Origin of the sequence: Cereibacter azotoformans (genome assembly GCF_021391315.1) — a bacterium.
GTDB classification, from domain to species: Bacteria; Pseudomonadota; Alphaproteobacteria; order Rhodobacterales; family Rhodobacteraceae; genus Cereibacter_A; species Cereibacter_A azotoformans.
In genome coordinates this window covers 172,576-187,257 of record NZ_CP090023.1, presented here as the reverse complement: position 1 = coordinate 187,257, position 14,682 = coordinate 172,576, and the positions used below count along the sequence as shown (strand labels likewise).

Below are 14,682 nucleotides of genomic sequence, written 5' to 3'. Positions count from 1 at the left end.
GTCTCCTCCGTAGGGAAGGCGCCACCGGCGTAGGCGGATCCATCAGCCTGCCGCCAGAGGTACCTGCGCTCTCCCAGACGCGCGGATCAAGGTGCGCCGGCTCCTCCATCACCGCGCGCCCCGCGCGCGCATCTGTCACCGACTGCCCCGCGCGGATGATCCTGCGAGCCGCCGAAAGGAGGCGCTGACTGCTATTTCTCCGGGCCAGGCCAGTAGTCTTCCAACCTGTCTGTCCAATCGTCCATGGTCACCCGCAGAAGATGAAGTTGTTTTGGCCGGGCCGAACAAACAGCTGAAACGCTGTTGATAAAAAGAAGCAATGGTACTGCGAACAGCGCTTTCAAGATCATGATCTGCCTTGTAGGGGCGCTCGATCCCATGGCAATCCGCACTTGGGGCGGTTCGCCACCGCGCATAGCGACAATATGTCGCTTCGCGATCAAGAAATTGAAATCCGCGACGCAGCACCGTAGACAAGAAATCTGAATTTTTTAACGGCAATCCGATGACGAAGATTGATGCAGTTATCACCTGGGTCGATGGTGCGGACCCCGAGCATAGAGCGGCAAGGTTGGCTGCAATACAGGCGGAGGGGCGACCCCACAACAGCAACGGCACGTATGAAACCCGGTTCAACAACCTGGGCGAGATCTACTACTGCATTGCGTCGATCCTCAAGTACGCACCCTTCATAAACAGGATCCATGTAGTCACAGCCTCCCAACAGCCTGAAGGGCTGTCCAGCTTCTCGGCGTCAGGACTATGCTCCGAAGATCGGATCGTCGTGGTCGATCATACCGAGATTTTCCAGGGCATTCCCGAAGCTCTGCCAACGTTCAATTCTCTGACCATCGAGACGATGCTATGGGCAATTCCGAATCTGTCCGAGCATTTCCTGTACTTCAACGATGACGTCTTCCTGAACGCCCCCATCGCGAGATCCGACTTGATCGGCGCGGATGGGAAGATTGTCCTTCGTGGCAAAATGCGCCCCATCTGGCCGCTGGAAGCAAAGTACCGGCTGAGAAACTTGCGCTGCAAGATTTTTAGAAACCGCCGGATATCTGCACACTTCAGGACGGCGCAAATGCATGCCGCAAAGCTGGCAGGACTGAGCCAGTATCTGGAGATTGGCCACCACCCTCACATCATCAGACGCCGTACGCTTTGTGAATTCTTCGCGCAAAATCCCGACGTCCTGGCTCGCCAGGTGCAACACAGGTTTCGCAGCATTGACCAGTTCCTGCCCGTTGGCCTCGTAAATCATCTGGAAATCGCTTCCGGAAATGCGGTGGTGCGCAGCCCCCTTGGCTGCGCCTATCTTCGCCCGCAAACCGTGAACAGGGATCTTCTGGCGCAACTTTTTCGCCCCGATATAGCGTACGGTTGTGTGCAGAGCCTGGACGAATTCGAGCCGAAATGGCGCGCGAAGTTCACGAGGGTCATGCGGGCGAAATTCGCGAGCCATCTGCCTGCTGACACGAGGTCGCAGGTCGACAGGGACGATCAGGCAGTGGCCTGATGTCGGAGCCTGTGTGCGTCCTCGCCTGAAGTCTCGCGCTGCGGCCAGGCTGGCAGCTCGGGGCCGAGGTGAAGATCCGGTTCAGCTCGGCCATCCTGCCGAAAGGGGCGCGACGGTCGACGAGCCTCGACGCGCTCCTGCGGGCGCTCTCCCTCCGCGGCCTCTCCACAGGGGACGTGCAGGAAGCCTTGGCGGCCATTCCCGGCGTAGGGACGAGGGCGTCATAATCACAGACGGCGTCGCCAAGACTGGCGATACCGAGAGCCGCATCTCCCGGATTCAGCCATGGCTCAGTCTCGCGCATTGGCCTTGCGCAGGCTGATGATCCGCATGTTCTTCCCGCGCCAGCATCATGCAATGACACAGAGTCGACCACGGGATCGGTCCGACCGTCACGAGGGGTGGCTCAGTGCAGGCCTCTCGTGAATCTTCGGCAGCAAGCGCCGAAAGAAAAATGACGCCGGGCTTTTTGGGCCGGGCGTCAATGCCGCCAGGAGGCGGCCAGGTGGTTCAGGACGGGCAATCCTGAGGCAGTTGGTCACTATTTGGCAGCCTAATGCGCAAAAAAATGGAAGTCATCCATTAAACATAGATCCTGCGGCCGAATGGCTCATGTTTTCCGGATTCCTCACGGCGGCGGATGTGTCCGGGTCCGTCTTGTGCGGCGATTTCGGATTTCGGCCGGTTGCCCCGCCCTTCACGGGTCATAATACCAAAGACCCGATCCGCGCTTTTGGTCCTATCTTCCGGCCGGGTGGAAACCAATGGGCAATCCGTATTGAATGGCCGGGGAGCGGCCTGAATCTCCAGGCGGGGGATTTCCGATTTGACCGACCTTGCGGCATCCCATCCGATCATGGCCCGGAGGCGGAGCCTTCGGGCATCCGCCGGGCTTCCGGGACCGGCCGCTCCGGTCGCAGCCCCACCCGCAACGGAGGCGACCCTGGCCCGGAGTCGGGCCTGCGAGACCGGGCCGCAGGGCAGGCCTGCGGCGCCCTGGCACATGCCACCCCCAACCCCAGGAGTGACACGGTGACGAACACAGCATCCGTCGGAAGGCTGCAAGGATGGGCACTCGTTGCCGCCTCGGCCCTCCTTCCCTCGGCCGCGGCCGCCCAGCAGGCCGCGGACCCAGGCCTTCTGGGCCTGCTCCAGGCTCTCGACATGGCGACACGGCCCTCGCTGAACGTCACCATGCAGGGGATCGGATCCGGCACCGTGGCCCCCGGCGGCACCCTCTTCGGATCCATCTCGGGATCGAACAAGCGCGGACCCGACAGCGACGATGTCGACGGCTCGCTGAGCTTCGGCGCAGGCTTCGGCAACGCGGCCACCGGCATCGGCCTGCAGGCCAGCGTGAACGTGACCTCCGTCGAGGACAGGGATTTCGGGGACTCAGGCTTCCTGTCGCTCAAGTTCGGCCACAGCTTCGATCGCACTCTCCATGCCGCGATCGGGTTCGACAATGTCGTGACCTGGGGGGATGCCTCGGACAATTCCGTCGAGACCACCGTGGCTCTCACCCGGTTCGGCCATCTGGGTGGCTCCGGAGGCACCCCCTACATGCTGACGCTGGGGGCGGGCACGCACGCACGCGACGATGATCCCGGCCTCATCGCCGGCTTCGGCCTCGGCCTGACCGAATATCTCGGCGCAAGCATCTCCTACAGCGGCGACTACGCCAACCTGGGCGTGGGCGTGAAGATCCCGGGCCTCAAGGGGGCCTCGGTGTCCCTGACCTGCAACGACATCTTCGACGAAGAGGACAGCCGGCGCGCCACGCTCTCGCTGTCCTTCGCCCTCAGGAATGCCTTCGGAATGGGAGGATGACATGCTGAAACGGACCGCAGCCGCGATCCTCATCGCCGCGCTTCCGGCAACGGGCTGGGCCGGGCGGACAGTGGTGGAACCGCCCCCCGAGGTGCTTCCGGACGTCTTTGCGCCGACGATCGCGGACATGGCCGCCGTTGCGGCCCAGTTGGGCGATCCCGAACTGGCCGCGGCCCTGGCGTCTGCCGAACCCGGAAGTCCCGAGGCGCTCTCGCTGGTGGCTACCATCCTCAACGCCTATGCCGAGCGGATGATCGCCCTGGGGAGCCTGCCCCCGATGACGGCCGAGGAGCGGGCGGCGGCGCTCGAACTGCTGAACAACATCGCCCGTCTGACCGGCTCGACGCCCGCAACCCGCGAACTCGTCCGCATGATCTCGTCGGGAGGGAACGGATGACAGAGGGCGGCGCATCCGCGGGTCAGACCGCGCCAGGCGGATCTTCCGGGGCGCCGACCGGACAGGGCCCGGTTCCGGAGGAGGATGCGGCGGTCCTCGATCTCGAAACCCTCTCGCGCGAGGAGCTCGAAGCGCTGCAAGCCGAGGTCGCCGCGGCCATCGCCACCCTCGAGAGGCAGCGCAAGGCGCAGGCGCAGGCCGAACTGGCCAGGCGGGCCCGCGAGCTGGGCTTCACCCTGAGGGAGCTGACCGGAACGAGCGAGCTGGCGCCCTGGGAACTCCGTTACGCCAATCCGGCCAATGTCAACCAGACCTGGTGCGGCCGCGGCCGCAAGCCCCGCTGGTTCGAAAAGGCGATGGCCGCCGGCCGGACACCCGAGGATATGCTGATCTGACGCGCGCGGGCGCGCCGGCCGGCGCAGGGATCCCGGCGGGCCTCCGCCGGTTGTGGGGCGCAAAGGGCAGGTGCCCGATGAAGGTGCCAGCCGGGTCGGCATTCGAACCCGAAGGAGAGGCGAGCAAACGGCGCGGCGTCCGGCCATGGACCTGCGGCCTGTCGTTGGTCTGCGTGGACCCCGCCCGACAAGAACGGCCTGCGCCCTTCGCAGTCCCTCGATTGGTCACGATCGACACACGCCCTCGTGGACGGTGGATGAGTGAGGAGATCCGGACCGCCGGTGGCGGAAATCGGGTCCAGGTGGGGCCGTGATTTCGACCGGGAACGGGCTTGGCTTGTAATAGACCAGATATCAGACTATATGCATATCAATTATATCTCTCCTTGGATCGCAGAGGAGCTGAACATGACCCACACCTTGCAGTTTATCGACGAGAAGACCACGCAGTCGATGCCGTTCGATCTGGCCATGACCCGTCTGGAGCACGGAGACGAGCGGCAGGCGCTTCTGGTGAGTTTTGCGAACCCGGCGATCCAGGCGGTTGCCGTAAAGCTCGTCGGGCTCCTGCAAAAGCAGGCCCCTCACCGTTTGCGCGAACTCAGCGAGGACCGCATCAACGCACTCCTCGACTCTCTCATAGCCATCGATCCGCGCGCAGCGGCAGAAGCTCGGATCGACCTGCGCAATGCCGAGAAGCGGAAGGAGTTTCTGGACGAGTTCGCGGTCATCGACTCGACAAGGGTTCACGAGATCTCCGGTAACAAGGGGAGCAACCCCTCGCAGACGGCCGCGGTATGGCGCAAAGCCAACCGCATCCTGGGACTGCCCGTGGGACAAAGGACCGTCTATCCGGCCTTCCAGTTCGATGAGGGCGGCAGGCCTTACCCGCTGATAAAGCGTGTCCTTGACGCCCTGCCGGACGATATGACGCCCTGGCAGACGGCGTTCTGGCTGGTCTCGCCCTCATCTGTGCTCGATGGCGGGCTTCCGCTCGACGCGATCCGGCGCGACGACGAGAGGGTTGTTGAAGCGGCGCGGAACGAGGCTTCGGAGATCATCGGCTGATGCCGCTCGTTCTTCCCGCCAGCGTCCGACCGGCAAGCCTCTTCACCGTCGATCCCGGGACCCGGTTGTTCCGTAACCATCATCGCGATTTCGGCGGAGCCTCGTTCAACCCCTGTCGGGGCGGGGCGACGCGGTTTGCCCCGCTCCTGAACCCGGCCGGGGCGTGCATTCCGACCTTCCATGCGGCCACGACCTTCGATGGCGCGGCCTATGAGACCATGTTCCGCGATCCGCCGTCGAAGTATGGCGGCTATCGCCGGCAGTTGCTCGAGGACCGTGGCGTGAGCGTCATCGCCCCCGTAAGGACGCTACGGCTCGTGGGTCTCTTCACGCCGGAGCTGCGCCGCCTCGGCATCCTCCCTGAAGAGATGTTCCAAGCTCATGACAGCGTCTACCCGTTCTGCCGGAGCCTGGCCGAGATGGCATGGCGAGACAATCCGGACGCTGACGGGATCGTCTGGTCTTCTGTCCGTGACAGCGCAGCACACGCCATGCTGCTCTTCGGTGATCGGCTGGATCCGGCGGATTTTTCCGTGGAATCGGTCCGGCTGCTAGAAATCGACCCGACCCTGCTCGACGAGCTGAGTGAGACCGCTGCCCGTTGCGGTTCCTTCATCGTGCGATAGCCACGAGGCCCGGAGCACAGACATACTACCATCAGATGATGCGCACCGAATATTACACCGTTCCCGCCGTTCGGACCGTGGATCGAAACGAACCGCTGAGAGACCTGCAGATCCGGCAATGCACACAGCAGGCCTGCATCGCAAAATACGGAAACGCCGAATGTGAAAAGCCCGGCTGATTCCCGGGTCATCCGAAACGTCCGGCGCCTGGCGCCTGGGGTGGACCAGCGGGTCGCGGAGTGGGAAGGTTCCGGTCGTGGCGGCTGATTGCGGGGCTGACATGAACCGGCAGCGTGAGACGGGAGCCTCGGTGGGCGCCCTCTTGGGAAACTGCGTATCGCTCGATCTGGAAGTCGATCCCAGGACGGCGCGGCTCTTCGCCTTCGCGGCAGTCCGGACGGGGGACGGCGAGGTTTGCCGCCACAGTGGAGGCGATCCCGGTCCTGCGCTCGACCGGCTGGGGGCGTTCTGCGAGGGCGCCGATCACCTCATCGGCCACAACATCCTGCGTCATGACCTGCCGCATCTGGTGGCGCAGCGTCCGCGTTTCACGGCGATGGGCCAGAGCGTCATCGACACGCTCTGGCTCAACCCGCTGGCCTTTCCCCGCAACCCCTATCACCACCTCGTGAAGCACTATCACGACGGGCGGCTTCAGGCGGGCCATGTGAACGACCCGGAACTCGACGCGCGTCTGGTCTTCGAGGTGCTGGAGAACCAGATCGCGGCCTTCGGGCACATGCAGCGGGAGGATCCCGGCGCGCTGCTCGTTCCCCACTTCCTCACGACGCGGGGTGAGACGTCGGCCGGGTTCGACGCGCTGTTCCGGGCGATCCGCGGCCGGCCACCACCGTCGGCGCCCGAGGCCGAGGCGACGATCCGGCGGCTTCTGGCGGGACGGGCCTGCGCGCATCGCATCGAGCAGACGCTGAGCCGGATCTCGAACCCGCAGCTCGGCTGGCCGATGGCCTACGCGCTGTCCTGGATCTCGGTGGCCGGCGGGGACTCGGTCATGCCGCCCTGGGTGCGGACGCAGTTCCGCGAGGCTGCGCTGATCGTGCGGCACCTGCGCGACACGGCCTGCGGCAGCCCCGACTGCGCCTGGTGCGCCGCGAACAACGACCCGAAGCGGGCGCTCGAGCGCTGGTTCGGCTTCCCGGCCTTCCGCCCCGAGCCGGTCGACGAGATGGGGCGGCCGCTGCAGGAACGCATCGTGGCCGAGGCGATGGCGGGAAAGAGCGTCCTCGGCATCCTGCCCACCGGTACCGGCAAGTCGGTCTGCTACCAGATCCCGGCGCTTTCGAAGTTCGACAAGACCGGCGCGCTGACCGTGGTGATCTCGCCGCTGGTGGCGCTGATGGCCGACCAGGTGCAGGGGCTGGCGCGGGCCGGGATCTCCTCGGCGGTGACGGTGAACGGCATGCTCTCGCTGCCCGAGCGCCACCACGCGCTGGAGCAGGTGCGGATGGGCGACGCGGCCATCCTGCTGATCGCGCCGGAACAGTTGCGTTCGGTTTCGGTCCGCTCGGCGCTGCGGCAGCGCGAGGTCGGGCTGTGGGTGCTGGACGAGGCGCATTGCATCTCGAAATGGGGCCACGACTTCCGGCCGGACTACCGCTACGTCAGCCGCTTCATCAGGGAGTTCTCGGGCGATGAGCCGCCGGCGCCGGTGCTCTGCCTGACCGCGACCGCGAAACCCGAGGTCGTGCGCGACATCCGCGAGCATTTCCAGAGCCGCGTGGGGCAGGAGCTGCAGCTTCTCGACGGCGGCGCGGTGCGCACGAACCTCAGCTTCTCCATCCTTCCCACCCAGCGCCAGACGAAGCTCGCCGACATCCTCGACGCGATCGAGGCGGACCTGCCGGCCGAGGGCGCCTCGGGCGCGGTGGTCTATTGCGCCACGCGGTCGGCCACCGAGCGCGTGGCGGAGTTCCTGAAGGCGCAAGGGCTGGCGGCGGAGCGCTTCCACGCCGGGTTGCCGCCCGAGGAGAAGCGCGAGATCCAGGAGCGCTTCCGCGTGGGCGAGTTGCGCGTGATCGCCGCGACCAACGCCTTCGGCATGGGGATCGACAAGCCCGACATTCGCCTCGTGGTGCATGGCGACATCCCGGGCTCGCTGGAGAACTACCTGCAGGAGGCGGGACGGGCCGGGCGCGACCGTCAGCCGGCGCGCTGTGTGCTGCTGTTCGCGGCCGAGGATGTGGAGCGGCAGTTCGGCCTCTCCGCCCGCTCACGCCTCGCCCGGCACGAGATCGGGGCGATCCTGAAGGCGCTGCGCCGTCTCGAGACCCGCACGAAGAAGAACGGCGAGGTGGTGGCGACCCCCGGCGAGATCGTGCGCGAGGAGAAGGACCAGGAGTTCGAGCGCGACCGTGCCACCGACGACACGCGCGTGAAGACCGCCGTGGCCTGGCTGGAGGAGGCGACGCTTCTCAGCCGCGAGGAGAACCGGGTGCAGGTCTTCCCCTCGTCGCTCCGCATCCGCACGCTGGAGGAAGCGGCCGGGATCCTCGACAAGGCGCAGGTCACCGGAACGCGGCGGACCCAGCTCCTCGACCTCGTGCGCCATGTGATGACCGCGCCCGCCGACACCGGCATCTCGACCGACGACCTGACCGGCGCCTGCGGCCTTACCGGCCCGGCACTGCGCAAGGCGCTGAGCGACCTCGAGGTGCTGGGGATCGCCAGCAACGACACCGCCATCACGATCTTCATTCACGTGGGCGTCGAGGACGCCTCGCTGAAGCGGCTGGAGCTGGCGGCGCGGCTGGAAACCGACCTCATCGCCCTGATGCGCGAGGCCGCGCCCGAGGCCGACGGGCGCGAGCCCGAGCCCCTGCACCTGACCGAGACCACCCAGGCGCTGCGCGACCGCGGCCACGCCGGCGTGCGTCCCGATCTGGTCGAGGCGCTTCTGAAGGGCCTGGCGCAGGACGGGCGCGACCAGGAGGGCGGGCGCGGCAACCTGCACCTCCGGAAGGCCAGCCGGAACACGCTGTTTGTCCGGCTCCAGCGCAGCTGGCCGGTGCTCGAGCAGACCGCGAGCCTGCGGCGGCAGGGGGCCGGGATCCTGCTCCGCCACCTGATCGGGCGGGTGCCGAAGGGAGTTCGGGGCAAGGATGTGCAGGTCGAGACCACGCTTGGCCACATGCAGGCGGCGCTGAACGGTGACGCGCTCTTGCGCGCGTCCGTGCAGGACATGAACCGGCTGATGGACCGGGCGCTCCTCTGGCTCCACGAGCAGCAGGTGGCGACGCTCGGGCGCGGCCTCACGGTGTTCCGCCCGGCGATGACGGTGCATCTGAACCCGAAGGGCACCACCTTCACCGTGCAGAACTTCGCGCCGCTCGAGGAGCATTACACCGAGCAGACGATGCAGACCCATGCCATGGCGGCCTATGCCGAAAGGGGCCTGACCGCGATGAGCGAGGCAGAGCGGCTGGCCGAGGACTATTTCGTGCTCGAGCGCGAGGCCTTCCTGCGCCGCTGGCTGCCGGGCAAGGGCGTCGAGATCCGCCGCCAGACCACGGGTGCCTCGTGGAAGGCGATCGTCGAGGCGCTGGAGAACCCGGTGCAGGCCGAGATCGTCCGCGACGACCGCGAGCAGACCAACGTCCTGGTCCTGGCCGGCCCCGGCTCGGGCAAGACCCGCGTGCTGGTCCATCGCATCGCCTATCTCGTTCGCGTGAAGCGCGAGGACCCGCGGGGCATCCTGGTCCTGACCTACAACCGCCACGCAGCGGCCGAGGTGCGCGAGCGCCTGCGGCGGCTGATCGGCGACGAAGCCGCGGGCATCACCGTCTCGACCTGCCACGCGCTGGCGATGCGGCTGGTCGGGGCAAGCTTCGCCGGTGACCGCGACGGGCCCCGCGACTTCGACGGCATCGTGATGCAGGCGGTGGCGCTCCTGCGCGGCGACGGGCTTCCGAAGGCCGAGGCCGAGGCCTTGCGCGAGACGCTGATCCAGGGCTACCGCTGGATCCTTGTCGACGAGTACCAGGACATCGGCCCCGAGGAATACGCCCTGATCGCCGCCGTGGCGGGTCGCACCCTGGAGGACCGCGAGCTGCGACTCAGCCTTTTCGCGGTCGGCGATGACGACCAGAACATCTACGCCTTCGCCGGCGCCTCGATCGACTTCATCCGCCGGTTCGAGGCGGATTATGCGGCAAAGCCCGTCTACCTGACCGAGAACTACCGCTCGACCGGCCACATCATCGCGGCGGCCAACGCCGTGATCGCCCCGGCCCCGGGACGGATGAAGGCGGGGCACGACATCGCCGTCAACCGCGCCCGCGCCGGGGAGGCCCCGGGCGGGGTCATGGCGGCGCTGGACCCGGTGGCGCAGGGTCGGGTCACGCTGCTCGCCTGCCCGCCGGGGGACGGGATGCAGGCGGTGGCGGCGGTCGACGAGCTTTTGCGGCTCTCGCGTCTCGACCCGGACTGGTCGTGGCGCCGCGCCGCCGTCATCGCGCGGGAATGGCGGCGGCTGGAGCCGGCGCGCACCTATGCCGAACAGCTTGGCATTCCGGTGGAGCTGGCGAGCGAGACCATGCCCAGCCTCTGGCGCATGCGCGAGATGCAGGCCTTCCTGCGCGAGATGCTGCGCGACCGCGCGCGGCTTCTGACCATTGCCGATCTGGTCGGGATCCTGAACGGCCTGCCGCAGAACCGCTGGACCGACCTGATCGGCGAGGGCATCGGGACCCTTGCGCGCGAGCTGGTGGAGAAGGCCGCGCCGGTGCCCGATCTCGTCCAGTGGTTCGGCGAATGGGCGCGCGAGGCGCGCGGCGAGCAGCGGGGCCTTCTGCTTCTGACCGCCCATCGCGCCAAGGGGCTGGAATTTGACCACGTGGCGATCCTTGACGGCGGCTGGGACCGTCCCTCGCGCGGTGAAGATGCCGATGCGCCGCGCCGGCTGTTCTACGTCGCGATGACCCGGGCGCGCTCGAGCCTCACCGTGCTGGCGCAGGGGCGCCATCCGTTCCTGCGATCCGTGGGCGGTGCGGTGCTGCCGCGCGAGGTATCTCCGGACCCCACCTCGCTCCCGGACGCCCGGCGCCGGATCATCGCGCCCGATCCCAGGCTCGTTGATCTCTCCTTCGCCGGTCGCCTGAGGGACGCAGATCCATCGCTCGCGGCCATCGCCGAGGCGGCGGTGGGCGATCCCGTCACCCTGTCGCGCCACGGCGACCGCTGGCTGATCCTGGATGGCCGGGAACGTGTTCTCGGCCGCATGGCGAAGGCGTTCGTGCCGCCCGATGACGCGGAGATCATCCGCGGAGACATCGCGGTCGTGCTCCAATGGCGGCGGGACGACGGCGACGACGCCTACCGGCACCTGATCCGGCGGGACGAGTGGGACGTCGTTCTGCCAGAACTCGATCCATTCAGCCGATGGTCGGGCTGAACGTCAGACGGACGGCACAGCGTGCCTGAGGTGCCGTTTGTCGCGGGCGGGCATCCCGTGCGGAGGCTGTGCCGGCCGGCTTGAAGACAACAGGACTCTGTGCCAAAGCGCGCCCTTTCCGGGCCAGGGTGACTGTATGATGACCGAGATGTTTCTCTCCGACGACGACCGCGACAAGCTGAGGAAGGCACTCGACGCCCGGACACCGGATGTCGTCCAGGCCCGCATGGCCAATGCCCTGCTGCTCCTGTCCGAGGGTCTCTCTGTCGAGGATGTCGCAGGTCTTCTCTATCTTCCCGATGAGACGGTCGCCGGCTGGCGGAAGCTCTTTGCGCGGCGTGGCCGCCACTCTGCCGCCTGAGGCCTGATCGCTGAACCCGCCGGCCCGGCTGGACGGTTCCCGCCGTTCCCGACCGGCCGTCTCCGCATGGGAACAGGAAGCGGAATCCATTCCCCTGAGATATTCCGCTCCCCCGTCGTCCCGTTCCCCTGTTCCCTCTGTTCCCGATGGAAAGGAAGAGGGAAGAGGATTCTTCCTGTTCTTCGGGGGCAGGACCAGCGAAGAGAGGAAGACAGAAGAGGCCGTCTTGAACCGCAGGGAACAGAGGGAACATTCCCTTCTCTCCTTGCTCGGAAAGGTTTTTCCTTGGGGAACGCCGGATCGGCCGCTGTCCTGGCCGGGAACAGCCCGCGCCGCGTCCCTTGGGCTGTCGAGTGGCCCGGTTGCGAGGTGCCGGATGGCGGAGCGGCCCGAGGGGCGCGCACTGGCTTCCCTTGGTGAACCCTGGCGCCAGCCCCCAGGACCTGGAAGCCGCGGCGCGGTTCAGGCCTCCGGGGGAGGCGGGATCCATCAATGCCGCCTTGGCAGCTGCGGTCAGGGCGACGCGCATCGAGCGTTCCCGGCAGCCCGGGCCCGAATGTCCCCGCTGTTCCCGCCCGTTTCCCAAGCCGGGAACAGGCCGCGACGGGGTCATCTCCTTGCATTTGCCGAACAATCTTCCGCCTGTCCCCCTGTTCCCTCTGTTCCCGGAAGGAAAAAGGGAGAAGGGGACGGGAGTCTTCCTCTGCCGGGAGCAATCAGGAAGAACGGAGACAGGAGCGGCTGTCCCGCTGCGGGAACGGCGGGGACAGCGGGGACATTGTCCAGTCGCTTGGAAACGAAATGATTTTCCGCAGGGAACAGCGGGCCTGCCGCAGCCCTGACCGGGAACAGCCCGCACACCTCTCGCCATCAGGCCTGCGGCGCCCCCTCCCGGCCGTTCCCTCCGGCCTGCCGCAGGCGGCCTTCATGCTCGATGAGGACGGCGTCCGGCAGATCATGGAGAACCGCGACAAGACGGCATGAGAGACGGTCGACGAACTGGTTGGGCCCCCTGCGGATCGTGCGCTGCACCTCCTCCCCCCTGGCGCGATCAAGGCCCGGCTTTCCGACCACAGGCAACTGCGCCACAAGGGCGGAACGCAAGGTATCCCGACGCCATCCGGTCCATGATCCCCGGCTTCGAGGGTCTGATCTTTCCGGCAGGAAGGGCGTGACAGATCCCTGCCTTTGTCGCAGCGTTTGAGGCACCGCACCATGCTGGAGGCAATCTTGGAAACCCAAGCCTGGTCAGAGCGGCCGGAGTTGCTGCCGAAGCTCGAGCGCCGCAGCTATGCCTCTGCCGTGGCCCGCCACAAACACGATTTCCACCAGGTCGTCCTGCCGCGGGAAGGGGCGATGGAGATCGAGGTGGCCGGACGGGGTGGCGTCGTCAACGCAGCGCAAGGCGCGTTCGTCCCCGGCGGAGAGGTCCACGAGTTCGTCAGCTCGGACCCGAGCGATTTCATCGTCCTGGACATCGACACCAGTCACTTCACGAGCCTGCGGAATGGCATCAGCGTCCTCGACGATTATGCCCACAAGACGTTCTTCCCCATGACGCCAAGGCTGCACCTGCTCGTCAGCTATGCCGCGAGCTTCAAGACAACGGGGGCGCTGCCGATATCCCGGGCCTGGGCCACGCTCTTCATCGAGGATTCGGCGCGGCAGCTTGTGGAAACCGGAAGACGTCGCTCCACGCGGGTCGGACGCGCCTGCCTGTTCATCGAGAAGAGCCTCGCGGAGCCGCTGACGGTCGCGGCAATCGCCCGTGCCGCCGGGATCAGCGAACGGGGGTTGCATGACCGCTTCCAGCGCGAGCTCGGGATCAGCCCCTTCGCCTACCTGACAGAACGCCGGACTGCCCGGGCCCTGGCGCTGCTGGAGCAGACAGGGCAGCCGATCCACGAGATCGCAGTCCTGACGGGATATTCGGATCAGTCCGCCTTGACCCGCGCGCTTCGAAAGGCACGTGGCGTGACGCCGGCGGCCTTCCGGCGGAGATGCGCCGGCCGGTCGTGAACGCCCCTTGTCCCGGTTTTGCAGGAATGGCCCAGGAACATGCAGGATCCGACAAGACAGCCTCTCACAAGCCCCGGTAGCGTCGTGGATGTCATCCTGCATCATCGCGCGGCGGTTCCATGGCCAGTTCCCTGTCTTCGGCAATCCACCAGGCCACCGAAGCCCGCCGGGCGGGCGTGGCAACAGCGGTCGGCCTCGTCGCGATCGGCTTCTGGTCGGCTCTGGCACTGCTGACGGTATTGGCCGCGGGCCTGCCCCCTTTCCAACTGCTCTCGCTGAGCTTCGGGGTGGCCTTCGTGCTGAGCGTGCTCCTTCTCGGCCTGCGCGGCAAAGGGTCCTTCCGCGTCTGGCGTCAGCCATGGGGCGTCTGGGCCTTCGGCTTCATCGGGATCTTTGCCTATCACGCCCTCTACTTCACGGCCTTGAGCAAGGCGCCGGCCGCGCAGGCCAGCCTGATCGCCTATCTGTGGCCGCTTCTGATCGTGATCCTGTCGACGCTTTCGCGTCGTGAGGCCTTCAGCCCCCGGCATCTGGTCGGCGCCACGCTGGGTTTCGCCGGCTCCGCGCTGGTCATTCTGGGACCCGACGGCAGCCCCACGGGGGGAGCCTTCCCACTGGCCGGTTACGCGGCCGCGGCCGCGGGTGCGCTGGTCTGGTCCAGCTATTCCGTGTTCAACCGACGCTTCCGGCATGTCCCGAGCGAATTCATCGGAGGGGTCTGCGGCCTGGTTTCGATCGCGGGTCTCGGCGCCCATCTGGCCCTCGAGACGACCGTGATGCCCGACGCGACGCAGTGGGCGGCGATCCTTCTGCTGGGAGCCGGTCCGGTCGGCCTGGCCTTCTTCGCCTGGGACCATGCGACGAAGCACGGTTACCTGCCGCTGCTCGGCGCGCTGTCCTATCTCGCACCCCTCCTCTCCACGCTCCTTCTTCTCCTCTTCGGCCTGACCCCGATGAGCTGGAGCATCATTGCGGCCGCAACCCTGATCGTCCTGGGAGCCGCAATCGCCGCCTTCGGACTTCGGGTCCGCAACATCCGCTGATGGAAACAGCA

The 14,682-nt window shown here is 66.8% G+C and carries 10 protein-coding genes and 1 pseudogene; all 11 read left to right on the top strand.

Features of this window, described 5'->3' with window-relative positions:
* Positions 1-505: 505 nt before the first annotated feature.
* The 11 genes and pseudogenes from LV780_RS20250 to yddG all read left to right on the top strand — a co-directional run bounded on the left by LV780_RS20250 (position 506) and on the right by yddG (position 14,671).
* Positions 506-1,522, top strand: a complete 1,017-nt coding sequence (locus tag LV780_RS20250; protein WP_117345228.1) for a stealth family protein — start codon at positions 506-508, stop codon at positions 1,520-1,522.
* A gap of 62 nt (positions 1,523-1,584) precedes the next feature.
* A pseudogene (locus tag LV780_RS22200) lies at positions 1,585-1,728 on the top strand (IS256 family transposase); the annotation flags it as partial.
* Between the two features lie 826 nt (positions 1,729-2,554).
* Positions 2,555-3,352 (top strand): hypothetical protein, encoded by a 798-nt coding sequence (locus LV780_RS20240; RefSeq protein WP_117345227.1) that lies wholly within the window; start codon positions 2,555-2,557, stop codon positions 3,350-3,352.
* A gap of 1 nt (position 3,353) precedes the next feature.
* Positions 3,354-3,749, top strand: a complete 396-nt coding sequence (locus LV780_RS20235; RefSeq protein ID WP_233864237.1) for a hypothetical protein — start codon at positions 3,354-3,356, stop codon at positions 3,747-3,749.
* Positions 3,746-4,144 (top strand): H-NS histone family protein, encoded by a 399-nt coding sequence (locus tag LV780_RS20230; RefSeq protein ID WP_101339538.1) that lies wholly within the window; start codon positions 3,746-3,748, stop codon positions 4,142-4,144. The genes LV780_RS20235 and LV780_RS20230 overlap by 4 nt, the downstream gene beginning before the upstream one ends.
* A 408-nt stretch (positions 4,145-4,552) precedes the next feature.
* Positions 4,553-5,212: a hypothetical protein gene (locus LV780_RS20225; protein WP_117345226.1), complete on the top strand. Its 660-nt coding sequence runs from the start codon at positions 4,553-4,555 to the stop codon at positions 5,210-5,212.
* The gene (locus LV780_RS20220) at positions 5,212-5,838 is read left to right on the top strand and encodes an RES family NAD+ phosphorylase (RefSeq protein WP_101339536.1); all 627 of its coding nucleotides are present in this window, start codon (positions 5,212-5,214) and stop codon (positions 5,836-5,838) included. Before LV780_RS20225 ends, LV780_RS20220 begins: the two co-directional genes overlap by 1 nt.
* Positions 5,839-6,118: 280 nt before the next feature.
* Complete coding sequence (locus tag LV780_RS20215) at positions 6,119-11,248, top strand: RecQ family ATP-dependent DNA helicase (RefSeq protein ID WP_117345225.1); 5,130 nt, start codon at positions 6,119-6,121, stop codon at positions 11,246-11,248.
* Between the two features lie 139 nt (positions 11,249-11,387).
* Positions 11,388-11,609: a helix-turn-helix domain-containing protein gene (locus LV780_RS20210; protein ID WP_233864235.1), complete on the top strand. Its 222-nt coding sequence runs from the start codon at positions 11,388-11,390 to the stop codon at positions 11,607-11,609.
* Between the two features lie 1,215 nt (positions 11,610-12,824).
* Positions 12,825-13,628, top strand: a complete 804-nt coding sequence (locus tag LV780_RS20205; protein ID WP_117345224.1) for an AraC family transcriptional regulator — start codon at positions 12,825-12,827, stop codon at positions 13,626-13,628.
* A gap of 119 nt (positions 13,629-13,747) precedes the next feature.
* The gene (yddG, locus tag LV780_RS20200) at positions 13,748-14,671 is read left to right on the top strand and encodes an aromatic amino acid exporter YddG (protein ID WP_117345223.1); all 924 of its coding nucleotides are present in this window, start codon (positions 13,748-13,750) and stop codon (positions 14,669-14,671) included.
* The last annotated feature ends 11 nt before the right edge of the window (positions 14,672-14,682 follow it).

Excerpts from the sequence above, each read along its gene's own strand:
- LV780_RS20250 (WP_117345228.1), top strand. The coding sequence starts at position 506 with ATGACGAAGATTGATGCAGTTATCACCTGGGTCGATGGTGCGGACCCC.
- LV780_RS20235 (WP_233864237.1), top strand. The coding sequence starts at position 3,354 with ATGCTGAAACGGACCGCAGCCGCGATCCTCATCGCCGCGCTTCCGGCA.
- LV780_RS20230 (WP_101339538.1), top strand. The coding sequence starts at position 3,746 with ATGACAGAGGGCGGCGCATCCGCGGGTCAGACCGCGCCAGGCGGATCT.
- LV780_RS20225 (WP_117345226.1), top strand. The coding sequence starts at position 4,553 with ATGACCCACACCTTGCAGTTTATCGACGAGAAGACCACGCAGTCGATG.
- LV780_RS20220 (WP_101339536.1), top strand. The coding sequence starts at position 5,212 with ATGCCGCTCGTTCTTCCCGCCAGCGTCCGACCGGCAAGCCTCTTCACC.
- LV780_RS20215 (WP_117345225.1), top strand. The coding sequence starts at position 6,119 with ATGAACCGGCAGCGTGAGACGGGAGCCTCGGTGGGCGCCCTCTTGGGA.
- LV780_RS20210 (WP_233864235.1), top strand. The coding sequence starts at position 11,388 with ATGACCGAGATGTTTCTCTCCGACGACGACCGCGACAAGCTGAGGAAG.
- LV780_RS20205 (WP_117345224.1), top strand. The coding sequence starts at position 12,825 with ATGCTGGAGGCAATCTTGGAAACCCAAGCCTGGTCAGAGCGGCCGGAG.
- yddG (WP_117345223.1), top strand. The coding sequence starts at position 13,748 with ATGGCCAGTTCCCTGTCTTCGGCAATCCACCAGGCCACCGAAGCCCGC.